14 protein-coding genes are annotated in these 15,812 nt (G+C 42.8%); 7 read left to right on the forward strand and 7 right to left on the reverse strand.

Annotated features, from left to right (window positions below):
- The first annotated feature begins 52 nt into the window (after positions 1–52).
- Complete coding sequence (locus tag ACEN9X_RS25080) at positions 53–1,150, forward strand: glycoside hydrolase family 18 protein (protein WP_413667736.1); 1,098 nt, start codon at positions 53–55, stop codon at positions 1,148–1,150.
- A gap of 69 nt (positions 1,151–1,219) precedes the next feature.
- Here the strand turns inward: ACEN9X_RS25080 and ACEN9X_RS25085 are convergent, their stop codons facing one another.
- The 6 genes from ACEN9X_RS25085 to ACEN9X_RS25110 are packed head-to-tail and all read right to left on the reverse strand — an operon-like array spanning position 1,220 to position 6,506.
- Positions 1,220–1,978 carry a glucosamine-6-phosphate deaminase gene (locus ACEN9X_RS25085; protein ID WP_121810896.1) on the reverse strand — a complete coding sequence of 253 codons (759 nt, stop codon included), beginning with the start codon at positions 1,976–1,978 and terminating at the stop codon, positions 1,220–1,222.
- 9 nt (positions 1,979–1,987) lie between these two features.
- Positions 1,988–2,254: an HPr family phosphocarrier protein gene (locus ACEN9X_RS25090; protein ID WP_413667737.1), complete on the reverse strand. Its 267-nt coding sequence runs from the start codon at positions 2,252–2,254 to the stop codon at positions 1,988–1,990.
- The gene (gene ptsP / locus ACEN9X_RS25095; RefSeq protein WP_413667738.1) at positions 2,251–3,963 is read right to left on the reverse strand and encodes a phosphoenolpyruvate--protein phosphotransferase; all 1,713 of its coding nucleotides are present in this window, start codon (positions 3,961–3,963) and stop codon (positions 2,251–2,253) included. Before ptsP ends, ACEN9X_RS25090 begins: the two co-directional genes overlap by 4 nt.
- Positions 3,964–3,976: 13 nt before the next feature.
- A complete protein-coding gene (locus ACEN9X_RS25100; RefSeq protein ID WP_413667739.1) occupies positions 3,977–5,563 on the reverse strand; it encodes a PTS system mannose/fructose/sorbose family transporter subunit IID in 1,587 nt (528 codons plus the stop codon).
- Between the two features lie 42 nt (positions 5,564–5,605).
- Complete coding sequence (locus tag ACEN9X_RS25105) at positions 5,606–6,076, reverse strand: PTS sugar transporter subunit IIB (protein WP_413667740.1); 471 nt, start codon at positions 6,074–6,076, stop codon at positions 5,606–5,608.
- Complete coding sequence (locus ACEN9X_RS25110) at positions 6,069–6,506, reverse strand: PTS sugar transporter subunit IIA (protein ID WP_413667741.1); 438 nt, start codon at positions 6,504–6,506, stop codon at positions 6,069–6,071. Before ACEN9X_RS25110 ends, ACEN9X_RS25105 begins: the two co-directional genes overlap by 8 nt.
- Positions 6,507–6,883: 377 nt before the next feature.
- On the opposite strand from ACEN9X_RS25110, the gene ACEN9X_RS25115 reads away from it, so the two are divergent.
- The 6 genes from ACEN9X_RS25115 to ACEN9X_RS25140 all read left to right on the forward strand — a co-directional run bounded on the left by ACEN9X_RS25115 (position 6,884) and on the right by ACEN9X_RS25140 (position 12,769).
- Positions 6,884–8,737 (forward strand): glycoside hydrolase family 9 protein, encoded by a 1,854-nt coding sequence (locus ACEN9X_RS25115; RefSeq protein ID WP_413667742.1) that lies wholly within the window; start codon positions 6,884–6,886, stop codon positions 8,735–8,737.
- 23 nt (positions 8,738–8,760) lie between these two features.
- Positions 8,761–9,894, forward strand: a complete 1,134-nt coding sequence (locus tag ACEN9X_RS25120; RefSeq protein WP_413667743.1) for a redoxin family protein — start codon at positions 8,761–8,763, stop codon at positions 9,892–9,894.
- Between the two features lie 9 nt (positions 9,895–9,903).
- Entirely contained in the window at positions 9,904–10,656 is a 753-nt protein-coding gene (locus ACEN9X_RS25125) for a ThuA domain-containing protein (protein WP_413667744.1), read from the forward strand.
- A gap of 24 nt (positions 10,657–10,680) precedes the next feature.
- On the forward strand, positions 10,681–11,439 hold the full coding sequence (locus ACEN9X_RS25130; RefSeq protein WP_413667745.1) for a ThuA domain-containing protein: 759 nt from the start codon (positions 10,681–10,683) through the stop codon (positions 11,437–11,439).
- Positions 11,440–11,514: 75 nt separating this feature from the next.
- Positions 11,515–11,991, forward strand: a complete 477-nt coding sequence (locus ACEN9X_RS25135) for a hypothetical protein (RefSeq protein WP_413667746.1) — start codon at positions 11,515–11,517, stop codon at positions 11,989–11,991.
- 19 nt (positions 11,992–12,010) lie between these two features.
- A complete protein-coding gene (locus tag ACEN9X_RS25140; RefSeq protein ID WP_413667747.1) occupies positions 12,011–12,769 on the forward strand; it encodes a ThuA domain-containing protein in 759 nt (252 codons plus the stop codon).
- A 64-nt stretch (positions 12,770–12,833) separates the two neighbouring features.
- Here the strand turns inward: ACEN9X_RS25140 and ACEN9X_RS25145 are convergent, their stop codons facing one another.
- On the reverse strand, positions 12,834–15,746 hold the full coding sequence (locus tag ACEN9X_RS25145; protein ID WP_413667748.1) for a two-component regulator propeller domain-containing protein: 2,913 nt from the start codon (positions 15,744–15,746) through the stop codon (positions 12,834–12,836).
- Between the last annotated feature and the right edge of the window lie 66 nt (positions 15,747–15,812).

Genomic DNA, 15,812 nt, shown 5'->3' on the forward strand with positions numbered 1-15,812 from the left:
TCTAATGACAACATCATCGTTATTGCGGCCTGGGCAATGCAAAACCAGGCTGATGGCTCTTCTTTGCCTTGTACTTTCTGTAAACCTGGCTTATGCTCAAAAGAACCGGACAAGAAAACACGTTATAATTGCTTATGTAAGCGGTTTCCGTGGTTTGATTGATACTAATATGGTTCATCCGGCAAAGCTTACTCATATTAACTACGCGTTTGTAAATGTAATAGGCAACAGGGCTTTTTTAACCCATTCCCGAACCGATACCATCAATTTTAGGTATTTGGTTGGGTTGAAGAAAAAGAATACAGGTTTGAAAGTTCTGATTTCTATAGGCGGCTGGCTGTGGAGTAAGAACTTTTCGGATATGGCACTTACCGATACTTCACGTAAAGCTTTTGCGGCAAGCGCCGTTGAGTTGGTACGTAAGTTCAAAATGGATGGCATTGATATAGATTGGGAATATCCTAACGAATCAGGTGCAGGTAATGTGCATCGCCCGGAGGATAGACAAAACTATACCAGCCTGTTCCTGGAACTGCGGGCGCAATTGAATGCACTTGAAAAAGAAACCGGAAAAAAACTGTTGCTTACTGCAGCCGTAGGTGCTTTCAGGCATTTTGTGCAGAATACCGAAATGGATAAAGTAGCTGCCTGTTTGGATTACATCAACCTCATGACCTATGACTATGGTGCAGATGTAGCCGTGCACCATACCGGGCTTTACGCTTCAAAATATCTAAAAACAGAAAATAACTCAGATAATGGTACCCGGGTTTTTATTGAAGCGGGTGTTCCGCGGAATAAACTTGTGTTGGGAATGGCTTTTTACAGCCGCTCTACAAGAGTGTCGGACAGTACCAAAACCGGATTGGGTTCGCGTAACCTGGAAAGGATGCGAGGCGGTGGTTATACTTTTATAAAAGATAGCCTGCTCACCAATAAAGCATTTAAATACTATCGGGATAAAAGTGCTAAGGCACCGTATTTGTACAATCCCACAACCCGCCAGTTTTTATCATTTGACGATGAATGGTCGATTAGAAAGAAATGCAGGTACGTGAAAAAGAACGGCATGGCCGGGGTGATGTTCTGGGAATACGTAGATGATAGGAAAGAGTATTTGCTTGACGTGGCTAATAGCCATTTGAATTAAAGCGTTACTAAGGCATCAAAGAAAGCAGGTCACTGGGTTATCCGGTGGCCTGCTTTTAAGTTTGAGTTGCTACCAGTTATAACCACGTTCCTTAGCGTAATCGGCTATTAACGCCCCTGCATCGGCATCTAACAATATCTCGCAATTTGGATGTAGTTGTACTACGGATGCGGGTATATCGGTTGTTACTGGGCCTAATATGGCTTGTTTAATAATTTCGGCTTTGTGGCTACCTTTAGCTATCAGGATCAGCTTGCGGGTATGCATAATGTTTTTAACGCCACGGGTTAGGCCGCCAAGTTCAGTTTCTGGGGGGACTTGCGTTTCACGGCGCACGCGTGCTTCAAAATCGGGATCCATTGGTGATACCCAGGTTTCACTTTCAAAGGGCGTTCCCGGTTGATTGATGCCGATATGCCCGTTGCTACCTATCCCCAGCATCTGCAGATCGGCCCCGCCGCGCTCGGCAAGGCGTTTTTCAAACAGGATACTCTCTGCCACAAAATCATCAGAAAGGGTAGGCGGCATAATAAAGTTTTCTTCAGGAATTCCAAGCGGACCGGCAATCTGGTTCAGGATCATCGTATAACAGCTGCCTGCATATTCGCGTTCCAGATTGGTGAGTTCATCCACGTTAAACAGGGTGATGTTTGATACATCAAACGGATATTGAGCGTAAATTTCCGAAACAATGCGGTGCATGCCAATGGTGGTTTGCCCGGTTGAAAGGCCAATTACAGATGTTCTTTTTTCCAGCATCTGCGCTATGATGCGCCATGCCGCGGTGATATCAAATTCCTGTTCGCTTTTAGTTATAGTTACTTTCATGTATGCTTTTTATAGTTCTTTAAGCTGTTTGGTGAAAAAATCATCAATAACAATGGCTGCGCTCACTTCATCCTCGCCATCCATAATTACTGAAATGGTTTCGCCGCCTTTAATGCTCAGCGATAGGATATTAAGCAAACTGTTCAGTTTAACGGTTTTGTCGCCTTTTTTTAAACTTGTGGCCGATTTAAAGCCTTTTACCAGTTTAACAAGCTGAGTTGCCGGGCGGGCATGCATTCCCTGCGCCGATGTGATGATATAATCTTTGGTTATCATTGGGTTATCTCCTTTAAATAAGCAATAATTTTTTCTGAGCTATCCATAGTCATTACCTGCTGGGATATCTGTTTAGCCCTTGCTTCGCTATTATTAATGATGATGTTTTTTATTGCTGGAATAGAGGCAGCACTCATGGAAAACTCTTCCAGCCCCATCCCTAACAATAACAAGGTAGCAAGAGGATCGGAAGCCATTTCGCCACACATGCCTACGTGGATGTTATGCGCGCGGCCTTGTTCAATTACGTTTAGAATAAGGCGTAGTACACCCGGATTAAACGGGTCGTAAAGGTGTGTGATCTTTTCGTTCATCCTGTCTACAGCCAGGGTATACTGGCAAAGGTCGTTGGTGCCAATACTGAAAAAGTCCACTTCTTTAGCAAGGATATCTGCCGTAACCGCGGCCGATGGAATCTCGATCATAATCCCTACTTTCACATCATTGCTAAAAGCGACACCCGGCTCAAGTAGCTCATTTTTTGCTTTATTCAGGATGAGTTTCGCGTCGCGGATCTCTTTCACGTTCGAGATCATCGGGAACATAATGCTGACCGGTCCAAACGCCGAGGCCCTTAAAATGGCTTTCAGTTGCACTATAAATAAGCCTTCCTGGTCGAGCGAAATACGGATAGCCCGGTAGCCAAGAAAAGGATTAAGTTCGGGTAGTAAATTAAAGTATGACAGGTGTTTATCTCCGCCTATATCAATTGTTCGTATAACTACAGGTTTGCCTTTTGCCTGTAATACTGCTTTTTTATAAAACTCAAATTGTTCCTCCTCATCGGGAAAAGTATCACGATCCATAAACAACATTTCGGTGCGGAAAAGACCAACGCCTTCGCCTCCGTTGTCGTGCACCATGGTAAGGTCATCTGCATCCGAAATATTGGCCAGCAGGGTTACCTGTTTGCCATCAGCGGTAATGGCAGGTTTATCCTTTACCATTTTTAATACCTCCGCCTGATGCCTAAAGGAAGCAGATTTGACGGAGTAGCGGCTAATGATATCCTCGCCGGGGTTGACGTAAACCGAACCACTAAGGCCGTCTAAAATGATAAAGTCATTATGGTTGATAGTCATTAACTCATCGCCGCAGGCTACAACCGCAGGCAACCCTTTTGATTTGGCTATAATGGCCGCGTGTGAAGTACGGCTGCCCGCCTGTGTTGCAAAACCGGTGACAAGGTTAAGATCTAAAGTGATGGTATCAGAAGGAGTGAGGTCATCGGCAATAACAATAGTATCCGGCTCGAACGAGCGGTTACTGGTATCGCCTGTACGGTTGATGTATTTGAGGATGCGGTTGCCGATATCCTGAAAATCGGCCGAGCGGGCGCGCATGTACTCATCGTTCATGCTTTCAAACAGGGCAACAATACCGGCCGTAACCTCAATCATAGCATCATTGGCCGTTTTTCTTTCGGCTTCAATCTTGGCCACCACATCCTCGCGGATCTGCGGATCATTGATCAGCTCCACTTGTGTTTCCAATATGGCAATGTCATCGTCATTGAGCATCAGTTGCGAGCTGTTCTTGATGGCATCGATCTCGGCAAGCGCGTTGGTTACTGATATATCAAAACGTTCAATTTCCGCTACTATCTCAACCTGGTTTTTTAAAATAATACCGTTGGTGGCCGGTGCGTTCTTTTTAATAACGAATGCCCTGCCTATTGCAATGCCCGGTGAAACTCCAATTCCCTTCATTTATATTTTTTCTTTATGCAAACAGGTGGATAATACTCCCTGCAAAACCAAGCAGCAGCAGGCCTAACAACAGGTATGTGGTTTTAATATTCTTTTTAACAAAATAATACACTAAAAAAGTGAGCCCTAACGGAATCATCGCAGGCATTACCTGGTCTAAAATACTTTGAATGCTCATCGCCGATTTTTCCGCACCTATATGTAGCGGTGTAGTGATGTTCATGAGTGTTGCCGGCATAGCGCCAACAACCATCAGCCCTAAAATTGAGGAGCCTTTGGTAAGCCTGTCCATCACATTGTTTTTGGCCAGGTTTTGCAAAAAGCGTGTTCCGGCGTCATAGCCCACAAAAGTTAGTTTATAGCGTAATAGCAAATGCGGAACATTGAATATCAGCAGGAACAGCAATGGCCCCAGGATATTGCCTTTAATGGCGAGCGATGTTCCAACGCCAGCGGCTATAACTTTAAATGTTCCCCAAAATAAGGAATCGAATACGCCTGCCAGCGGCCCCATCAAACCCAGTTTAACCGAATTGATAGATTCTTCATCGAAATCCCCATCATTGCTGTTTTGCTCTTCCATAGCAGCAGTTATACCCAGTATTAATGTTGAACCGTAGGGACTGGTGTTGAAAAACTGCAGGTGCCTTTTCAGGGCGGCCGCCATGGCCTCTTTTGTGTTGTACAGCTTTTTCAGCACAGGAATAATGGAGAACGCAAAGCCGGTGTTTTGCCATGTCTCAAAATTGAAATTGGCCTCCAGCGTCAGCGAACGGAAAAACAGCATACGGATATCACGTTTGCTCAGCTTAGTATTGAGCTTTATTTGCTCCGCAGGTTCCTCATCGGCTCCAAAATTGTCATCGTCATCTGTAGTCGGTTTAGGAGCAATTTGTGTTACTAATAATGCGATTATAACCCCAAACCCGCCAATGGCTATTACCGGTAATTTAAGATAGGCTGCCAACATAAAGCCCAGGAAAAAATAAGGGGCCATATTTTTATTGAACATGAGGTTCATGAGCAGGGCAAAACCTAATGCGGGCAGCATATTGCCTGCAACCTGCAGGCCTGCTTGTACCCATGCCGGTATTATATCCAAAAATGTTTTCATAGCACCTGCACCTAACTGCAATGCAAGCATAATGATAATGCCCATGAGTACCGGCCTCAATAAGCCAGAAATAATATGCAGGCGTTGAATGCCTTTAAAATCACTGTCTTCGGCATATTGATTAAATTTTTTATTTAGCATAGCCCGCAATACAAACAAGCCGCTGATCATCATTTCGGCCAGTATGGAAACCGGTACGGCTATGGCCAGGGCAATTGCCGGGCCTTTGCCAGAGATGATAGCGAAAGCTGTACCCAAAACACCACCTGTGATTACATCGGGAGGTATGGCGGCCCCAACCTTGATGTTACCCATAAATATGAGTTCAAGCGTAGCGCCGATAATTACACCCTGGGTTACATCACCAAGCACCAGCCCAACCAGTGGCCCAAGTACCAGCGGACGGCTAAGCAGCGTAGTGCCCAAAAAATCTTCCGAATGTCCAAACATCGCTATCAGCGCGATGAGTAAATATGATACTGACAAGAGGATTAAGTTGTTATTTGTGAGTTAGTTAAATATGTTTAATTAAATAAGGCTTGCCACAAGCTGTTTATTATCAGTAGGTACCTGCCTTACTTCCAGCTCAAGGCCTTTTGCCAGCATTTCGCGGATAATGGCTATATCATCGTCATTTACCGCTATAGCTTTTGATATCAGCTTTGAGCCATCTTTTGACCGTAAGCCACCGAAGTTGATTGTTGTTATTTCAGGCACCTCGGCTGCCAGTGCGGCTGCATCCTTAACGCTATTGATCAGGATTAAAACTTTCGCGCTTTTACTTTTTTCGTCATTCAAAAAAGTGGCGGCCTCTTTTACCGGTTTAATCAGCAGTTTGGTTCCTGCCGGTTTCGCAAGGGCGAGGGTCATCTTCATAAACTCATCCTTAGCCACTTTGTCGTTAGCAATCAGCAGGCAATCGGCGCCAAGAGCCGGTGTCCACGTAAAAGCTACCTGGCCATGTACCAGCCTGTCATCAATACGGGTTAGTTTAATCATTATTTTCTTCCTGGTTTTGCGCGGTTAAAAGTTTATTTACGTATACCATTTGTTGCTTTGCATTTTCAATAGCTTCGGCAATTACCTCTTCTGCAGGGGTATCAGCATCAGCCAATATAATTTCAATGACCAGTGGCAGGTTAAAGCCCGAAACCACATGTACGTTAGGCTGCAAGGCATATTGCAGGATCTGATTGGTAACACTGCCGCCCATGATATCCGAAAAAACAATCAATTCATCATTGTCGCCAATCTGATCAATTACCGCTTTGATGTCATCTTCTAACGAGCGGTTTTCCTCAACATAAGCTTCAATCAAAAAAATGCTATCCGCAGTGCCGGTAATAATGTCAAGCGACGATTTTATGCCACCTGCAAGCTTGCCATGCGTTGCTATCAGAAATTTTCTTGTGCTTCCGGTATTCTCCATCAATAATTAAGGTTTTTATATCCGCGTTTTAGGGCGCGGGGTTTTCATAACTGGTTTATATATGAAAATTAATCTTATGCAATTATCAGTCAAACTTTATTCAATAGCTATTTTGAAGGCACTACAACACCACTACTGTAATTTATTGTGCTGATTTCGCGCAATTGAAGAGGTTCGAAATCACATAAAGAAGTTCGAAGTCATAAGTCCTAAGTTTTAAGTCAAAAGACTTTTGACCTCCGACTTTGCACTATCTACTTACCAGTAGTGTTAATGTAGGGGCATGAAAATATCTACCAGCGGCTTTATCTTTTAGCTTTGAAACGGGATGCAAAATGCTTCCCTGACAACCATTTTATAATTCCTTAACTTTATATATGAACCTGAAAAAGCATATCAATATCCTTTCGGCTATATGCAAAAAATGCTGCCTGCTTTTAGCCGGACTGCCATTTATTGTGCAGGCACAAAGTGTTAAAGTGGTAACCAATCATGTAGGTTATGAGGATAGTAAGGCCAAACGTGCCATTATAGTTGCAGATAGCCATCTTGCTTTTACATCTTTTAATCTTATTGAAGCAGATAAGGGCAATACAGTATTTACCGGGCAAATCAACTACAGCGGCCCGGTGAACAAGTGGAAGGACTTTCAATTTTGGACGCTTGATTTCAGTGGATTTACAAAACCGGGGACTTATAAAATTCAATTAAGTTCGCCAAGTGGAATCATTTCCTCTTATCCTTTTATTATAGGAAAGAATGTGCTTGAAAAGGCAACCATATCTGATGTGGTATATTACTTTAAGGGACAGCGAAGTTCAGGCCTGTTAGATAAAGCTGATCATCATTTAGTATTATCAGGTACAACAGATACTGTTGATGCGCATGGCGGCTGGTACGATGCTACCGGCGATTACGGCAAACATTTATCGCACCTGTCATTCTCTAATTATTTTAACCCGCAGCAGATCTCATTAACAGCTTTTAGTCTGTTCAAGACTTATGAGTTGTTAAGTGCCCGTCCCGGAACTGATTTCAGACAGTTTAACAGACGGATTTTGGATGAGGCCATGTATGGTGCCGATTACCTGGTAAGGATGCAGGCAAAAAAAGGCTCCTTTTATCGCTCTGTTTCTTCACCCGGACCGGGTAAATTACCTAAAGACCGGGTAATTCAGGCCGATGAAGGCAACTACCGGATCAAGCAAACTAAAGATCAGTCGTTCACTAAAACTACAACCGGTAAAAACTGGCGTAGTTACCAGGCCAGTTACCGTTCGGGTGCAGGGATTTCGATTGCTGCCTTGGCAATGGCTTCGGCTTATCAAACGTCGGGTGAGTTTAGCAATTCAGATTACCTGAAGGCCGCTGAAAATGCCTTTGCCTTTTTGGAAAAGGAAAACCCGCAGATGGATTATGATAAAAAGGAAAACATCCTTGACGATTATTGTGCCCTGAGCGCCGCAGCCGAGCTTTATAAGGTAACCCATAAAGAGGTATATAAAACAGCAGCCGAAAAACGGGCAAATAATTTGCTCAATCGCCTAACCTCATGGAATAAATATCAAAACTTTTGGCGTGCAGATGATAAAGACCGGCCTTTCTTTCACCCTTCAGACGGAGGCTTGCCGGTTGTTAGCCTGCTGTATTATTATCCTTATGCTTCTGCCAATTTGCAAACTAAGATCAAATCAGCTGTAAGGAAATCAATGGAGTTTGAACTCGCTATTACTCATGAAGTAAACAACCCCTTTGGTTATAGCCGCGAATTGGTGCAGGATACGTTGGGCAATCGCCATAGTGCCTTCTTTTTCCCTCATGGCAGTGATGCGTCTCCATGGTGGCAGGGTGAAAATGCAAGGCTTGGCTCTGTTGCTACTGCCGCGCGGATGGCCGCAAGCCTCTTTAAAGATGATAAAACTTTTCACGATCAACTTTCAGGTTTTGCTATTGATCAGCTTAACTGGATTTTGGGATTGAATCCCTTTGATGCCAGCATGCTGCAAGGTACAGGGCACAATAACCCGGCTTATGGCTTTTTTGGCACGTTTGAATATACCAACGCACCGGGCGGTATTGTAAATGGTATTACATCGGGTTTTGATAACGAGGATGATATTGACTTTAATATCCCTTACGCTGTATCGGGCAAAGACTCGGACTGGCGCTGGGCCGAGCAGTGGTTGCCGCACACAGCCTGGTACTTGCTGGCGGTTTCAACAGGCGATTAATTATAAACCACTATACCTAAGTTATGAAGAACTGGAAGATCCATATAAGTTTTGCCCTCGCGTTGTTATTGTGTACCCCGATATTTTGCTTTGCGGCAGATGAACACAAAACGCTGGCTATCGGCGCTCAGGCACCTGAGTTTAGCCTGCCTGGGATTGATGGTAAAACTTATACTTTGCAATCATTTAAAAATGCCAAAGTGTTGGTTGTTGTTTTTATGTGTAACCATTGCCCAACATCGCAGGCCTATGAAGACAGGGTGATTAAACTGACCAGTGACTATGCGTCAAAAAGTGTTAGTGTTGTTGCTATTAATCCTAATAATCCTAACTCGCTACGCTATGATGAATTGGGTTACAGTGATTTAGGAGATTCATTTGAAGAAATGAAAGTACGTGCCAAAGATAAAGGGTTTAACTTTCCGTACCTGTATGATGGCGAAACGGAAGTAGCTTCTAATAAATATGGCCCGGTTGCTACTCCTCATATTTTTGTATTTGATAAAGATAGGAAGCTCAGGTACAACGGCCGGATTGATGATATGGAAAATCCCGCTAAAACGCCAAAATCGCAGGACGCGCGTAATGCTATAGATGCTGTGCTGGCCGGTAAAGAAGTAGCCGTTCCTGTTACCAAAACCTTTGGCTGCTCTGTTAAATGGGCCGAGAAAAAGGATTGGATAGATAAAGCGCAAATTCAGTGGGCAAAAGAGCCGGTAAAACTTGATACCATCAGCGCTGCCGGAATCGCGAGGGTGGTGAAAAATCATTCGGACGGGTTAAGGATGATCAACCTTTGGGCAACCTGGTGCGGCCCTTGTGTTGCAGAGTTTGATGACCTGGTTACGTTGAACAGGCTGTACCGAGACAGGGGGCTTGAATTTGTGAGCATCAGCGCCGATGATCCGGCTAATAAGGATAAAGCGCTGAAGTTTCTTCAGCGAAAGCAATCGTCCGGAACCAACTATATCTACACAGGCGACGATAAATATAAAATGATTGAGGCTGTTGATCCTAAATGGGATGGCGCTTTGCCCTATACCATGCTGGTTGATCCGGACGGGAAAGTGGTATACAGTCATCAGGGGGCTATAGATATTGAAGAACTTAAAAAAGTGATCTGGAACAATCCAATGATGGGCAGGATCTACAAATAATTGATGCCGATGGACAAGCTGAAATATTTTATTGCAGTATTGATTCCGTTGCTATTGGAGAACCCAACTATCGCGCAACAATATAAATTCAAGGCGCTTGTGTTGATCTCCCGTTCGGATGATCACAGCAGAATGATGACTGCGGCTAAACCATTTTTTGAGAAGCTGGGCAAAGACAATCAATTTAAAGTTGATTATACCGACGATTCAAGCAAGATCAATGACGAAAACCTGAAGAATTATGAAGTGTTTGTGATGCTGCAATTAGCACCTTTTGATATCTCGTACAGTCAGCAGGCCGCTTTGCAAAAGTTTGTTGAGGAGGGGAAAGGTTGGGTTGGCATTCACGGCGCAGGCTTAACCGGAACTGAGTTTTTAGCTAAGAATACCAAATATTGGCAATGGTTTGAGGATTTTATGGGAGGAGTGGTTTATTCGCCGCATCCTGCTTATCAAAAAGGAACTGTTGTAGTTGAAGATAGGAAACATCCGGCCACTAAAAACTTACCCGCTAAATTCGAGATCTCTGACGAATGGTACGAGTTTAACAAAAGTCCGCGGCCCAATGTCCGTGTCCTGGCAACTGCCGACGAATCAAGCTATAAGCAAAATAAACCGATGGGGGATCATCCTATCATCTGGACGAATGAAAGATACCGCCGCATGATCTATATCGGCATAGGGCATGATCCTTCGGTATTCAGCAATCAAAGTTATGTAATCCTGCTCCGGGACGCCATCCTTTGGGCCGGATCAAAATAAATCATCAGCCTGTAAACCATCAACATGAAAAAAATAGCACTGATATTAAGTTTTTGTTTGTTAACCGTAGTAGTTGCCTGGGCGCAAAAGGCGCCACGCTTTAAAGTAATTGCCCTATACGAAAACGGTGGCCATCATATTGAATACTCAAAAGCTGCCAAGGTATGGCTTGATAAGCTTGCTGCCGACAGCAATTTTTCTATTGATTATATTCAAAGTACTGATTCAATTGATAGCTCTTTTCTATCTAATTATCAATTGTTTATTCAACTGGACTACCCACCATATGCCTGGAAAGAAAAAGCGGTTAAAGCATTTGAAAAATACATTGATGAAGGTAAGGGGGGCTGGATTGGTTTTCATCATGCAACCCTTTTGGGTGAGTTTGACGGTTACCCAATGTGGAACTGGTTCTGGAATTTTATGGGAGGCATCCGTTTTAAAAATTACATAGCCACCTTTGCCAGAGGCACCGTGAATATTGAGGATAAGAAACACCCGGTAATGAAAGGCGTGTCGCCATCCTTTTTGGTGCAAAAAGAAGAGTGGTATATCTATGATAAGGACCCACGACCTAATGTGCATGTACTGGCTTCAGTAGATGAATCAACTTATGAGCCGAAAGATGGTATAACCATGGGCGATCATCCTGTAGTATGGACTAATCCCGCGAAAAAAGCCCGCAACGTTTATATTTTTATGGGGCATTCGCCGGTACTTTTTGAGAGTAAGGATTATACCACGCTTTTTAGTAATGCAATTTTCTGGGCCGCTAAAAAGTGATATTAAAAAAGCTTAATTGTATTTATAACCATGATAAAAAAGCTGTTGTTCTTGTGTCTTTTATTCTTGCCTGTCATGGTTATGGCACAAGGGAATACTTCGCCTATTTTACTGCAGATGCGCAATGGGAAAGTTTATTTTGATAACGTTTACGCCATTAACGCAGGTTTTAAAAAAGCTGATCTGTATAATAAGGCGCTAAGTTGGTTTAAGGGAGATGAAAAGACGATAACTAATGCCAACGAAAAGAAGGGTGAGGTGATAGGCACTTGTACTACCCGGGTTAACATTGGTAATACCGGCAACTACTATTTTGTAAGGTTTGTGGTTGATGTGATAGTTTACGACGCTACTTACGAGGTTAAGGTTTTTGATGTTTACGAAAAGCCAATTGAAAAAGGAATCTCAAACGAATATTCAAAAATAGAGTACCGTTGGTGGGATTTCAGACGGGGCAAGCCCTGGTCGGCAGATGATGAACCATTGTTCATGGGTATAAGCACCTCTGTAAATAATATAATGGATTCGATTGGTAATGAAATGAATAAATAATCCAGTTGAAGTATTTGTAATGGAGAAATTGATATATACTACCTTGTTTCTGTTAGCGATATTTTTGGCGGTTGACACTGCTTTTGCGCTGCAGCCTCGCTTTAAAGTACTGGCATTATACTCAACCAATGTAGAGAGCGATCATGTTGATTTTGCCATGGATGCCATGAAGTTTTATAGCAAAATGGCTAAAGCAAAAGGCTTCGCTTTTGATACCACAAGTAATTGGGGCGATTTGAATGACAAAAAGCTAAAAAATTACCAGGTGGTTATTTGGCTCAATGAGTTTCCACATAATCAGGTACAACGGAGCGCATTTGAAAAATTTATGGCTAATGGTGGTGCTTGGTTAGGGTTCCACGTGTCTGGCTATAACGACAAGTACACCAAATGGCCATGGTTTGTTGATTTTTTAGGAGCTACCTTTTACAATAATAACTGGCCGCCTCTGCCGGCTAAAATGATTGTTGATGATAACACCCACCCGGTTACCCAAAGCCTTGGTAAAAGCTATATTGCCCCTATAAACGAGTGGTACGGCTGGAAGCCTAACCCACGGGATAATAAAGATATTAAAGTATTGGTAACGCTCGATCCGGCTAATTATCCGTTGGGTAAAAAGGATATCATTCGTGACGGTGATATCCCCGTAGTGTGGACTAACACGAAATACAAGATGCTATACATGAACATGGGGCATGGCGATTTAATATTTACATCGCCCGGGCAAAACCAAATGTTTGAGGATGCTTTACTATGGTTAGCCGGTAAAAAGTAAATGATCCATCATTTTTCCAACACTCAGAAGCCATGTTTCAATAAAGGGGCATGGCTTTTTAATGTTACTTGGTTACCTCTATCAGAAAGTCATAAAGGTTTGTCTCGGTGGATAGCTGTAGCTTTTTACGTACCCGGTACCTGCTGATTTCAACGCCCTTTAACGAGATGTTGAGCAACTGCGCTATCTCCTTTGATGACAGGTTTAACCGCAGGTAAGCGCAAAGCTTCAAATCAGTCGAGCTTAAACTCGGGAACTTAGCCTTCATGGTGGTTAAAAAGTTATTATGCACCTGGTCAAAATACATGGAGAAGTTATCCCAGTCATCGTCGTTTTTTTCAGTATCGCTTAAGAGCTTAAATACACTTCTGAACTGGTATGAAGCATCGGGAATATTAAGCTTTTTGATCAGCGTCATCATTTCGTCTTTGATATTCAGCAGTAATTTTCCCCGGTCAACCATCTGCATAGTGAGGGTGGCCAGTTCTTTGTTTTTATAGCTTAGTTCGGCTTCGAGCTTTTCATTTTTAAGGGCGATGATTTCTTTGTCATTGCGATCGAGTTCAAGACTGTGGAGATAGCTTAACCTTTTTTGTTCCTCTTCGTGGCGTTGCTGATGCAGTTCAAAACGTTTTTGTTGCAATTTTATACCGATGTAAATAGCGTAAGCTATGATCAGGAAATAAACAAGGTATGCCCAGATGGTTTGGTACCAGGCCGGCTCAACAATAAAAGTATAATTAACCGGTTTAGATGCCGCCCCTAAATTGTTACGTGCCTTCACCGAAAATGTATATTTACCATAAGGCAGGTTGGTATAATCCTTCTCCGTTTTAACCGACCATTGTGACCAATCCTTGTCAAACCCAATAAGTTTATAGCTAAACTCCTCATTGCTTTTTTGAGCAAACAGGGTAGAAGTGTATTCAAAATGAAAGGAGTTCCAGTGATTGGATAATGAGGTAATATCTTGCTGGTTTTGTGCCGGTACAATCCGGTTGTTTTTAACAAAATAGCCACCGAAGATCAGACTGTCTTTTTCGGCTATGGCTTTTACAGTTGTTAGCGATACATTGAGTTTGTTCTCTGACGATACGTATTGGCGGTAATTTAAATGGAATACACCGTTATTTGAACCAATGAAGATATTCTCCATATCATGGGGGTAAATGTATTCTGCCCCTTTTACCGTTTGCCCGGTCAGTTCCGGGAAATAGATTACCTTGTAAGGTAAATTAGCTGATCTTTTACTAAAATCAATTACACCAATCCGCTGATTGCTGATGAACCAGATATTGCCTTTACTATCTTCGGTAAGAAACTCAATTCTTGCTTTATCAAATATTGGTTTATAAAAAGCAGATCGTGTAAAGTCACCTTCGATTGTATTATACTCATAAACACCTTTTTCGGTGGCTGCTATTATCTTGTTTTTAATAAAATATACGTGGTTGTCCAGAGCCGATGGCAAACCGCCTTTTTGAGTATATTGTGTATAGCCAACTATCTTTTTCCTGTCGGCAGACAGCTGTACCTTAAAAATACCCCGGTAAGGGTGCGTCGCCCACACAAAGTTATTTTTATCCACTGCAAGGTTCCCCAGCGATTCATAAATGCCATCTAACCGTCCTTCAAAACTAAAGCCGGTGCCATTGTATTTTAAAAGCTGAAAGCCTGTGTAGGTTCCGGCAATAATATCCTGCGAGGCAGGAAAACCTTTCACCATCCAGGCACCCGGCCCTGAAGTAACCAGTTTAGCCTGGTTATCATCTACCTGTAAAACACCATCCTGGTGACCGGCTAACAGGTGCCCGTTGATTTGCGTGAGGCTCAGCACCTGGCCTTTGGTATTGGGTACTTCTGTAAAAGAACCTGTAGACATGCTGATGTCTTTTTGCTGTGTGTTTAACGGGGCGAAGTATAAACCATTTGAGGTTCCGATATATAGTTTGTTGTTAAAGATGGTTACAGCACTGCTTTTTACCAGATTTTGACGATTGGGGTAAATGTTTTTAACTGAAGTGTTATAATTGATAAAGTCGAGACCATTTTCTAATCCAAGCCATAAATTGCGGTCTTTATCCAGCAGTATACTATGAACATTATTGTTTTGAAGTCCCTGAGCGTTGGAGAATTGTTCTATTAGCCTGCCTTTGCCATCAATAATGATCAGGCCTTTTGCCGATGTGCCGATGGCGTATTTGTCGGGCCCAATTTTTTGACCAAAATTTACCAGGTCTGTGAGCAAAACGCCATCTGCGGGTGTCGATTTCTTTATCAGCGAGGTGCCGGCCATCAAAAACAGACCATTTTTGCGGGTGGTTACCAGTAATGTGTCCTTATTAAATTCGGTGATACCAGTTATTCTTAACCCTTTTGTTGGTTGTTGTACACAAGGTTCCCAGCGTGAATTTTTAAAAACAACCAAGCCAATATCTTTATCATGAGCAAACAATCTACCCCCGGTCTGGCTTAGCAGCATCCAGCCGCCGGGCGCGTCAAATGTGCGTATGCTGTTGCTTTGTAATTCAAAAATGCATTCAATGGTTCGAAAAAACACCTCATTGTTGTAAATAACTATATCCCAGATATCCGCAAATTGCCTGGCTTTTTGAGGTAAAAGTTGTTTAAATGAATGATATTTCAGGATCCCTGCATTGTTTGGGAAAAAATAGCCGACTTCGTCCTGTCCGCCAACATAAACGCGGCCCATAGCATCAATGGCTACCGACTTTATTGCACTTTTATTAGGTAGTGGATAAGTTTTCCAATAGCTGCCGTCGAAAGTAAGCAGGCCTTCATCGCTTGCAAAATAAAGAATGCCATTTTTGTCCTGTTTGATATCCCAGATCTCGCTGCCCGCATTATACTCATTATGAGTATAGTTTTTAATAGCCGGAGTACCAAGTGTAGTTTGAGCTAAAGATGTGCATATGAATACACGCAGAACAATGATAATTAGGATGCACTTCTTCATGGATGCTGTGTTTGGTTTGATGAAACCTCAGTTCATTTCTTCTCTTGTTTCTTTGTTCTGTGACCA

It is taken from the genome of Mucilaginibacter sp. Mucisp86, assembly GCF_047324315.1.
Lineage (GTDB): Bacteria > Bacteroidota > Bacteroidia > Sphingobacteriales > Sphingobacteriaceae > Mucilaginibacter.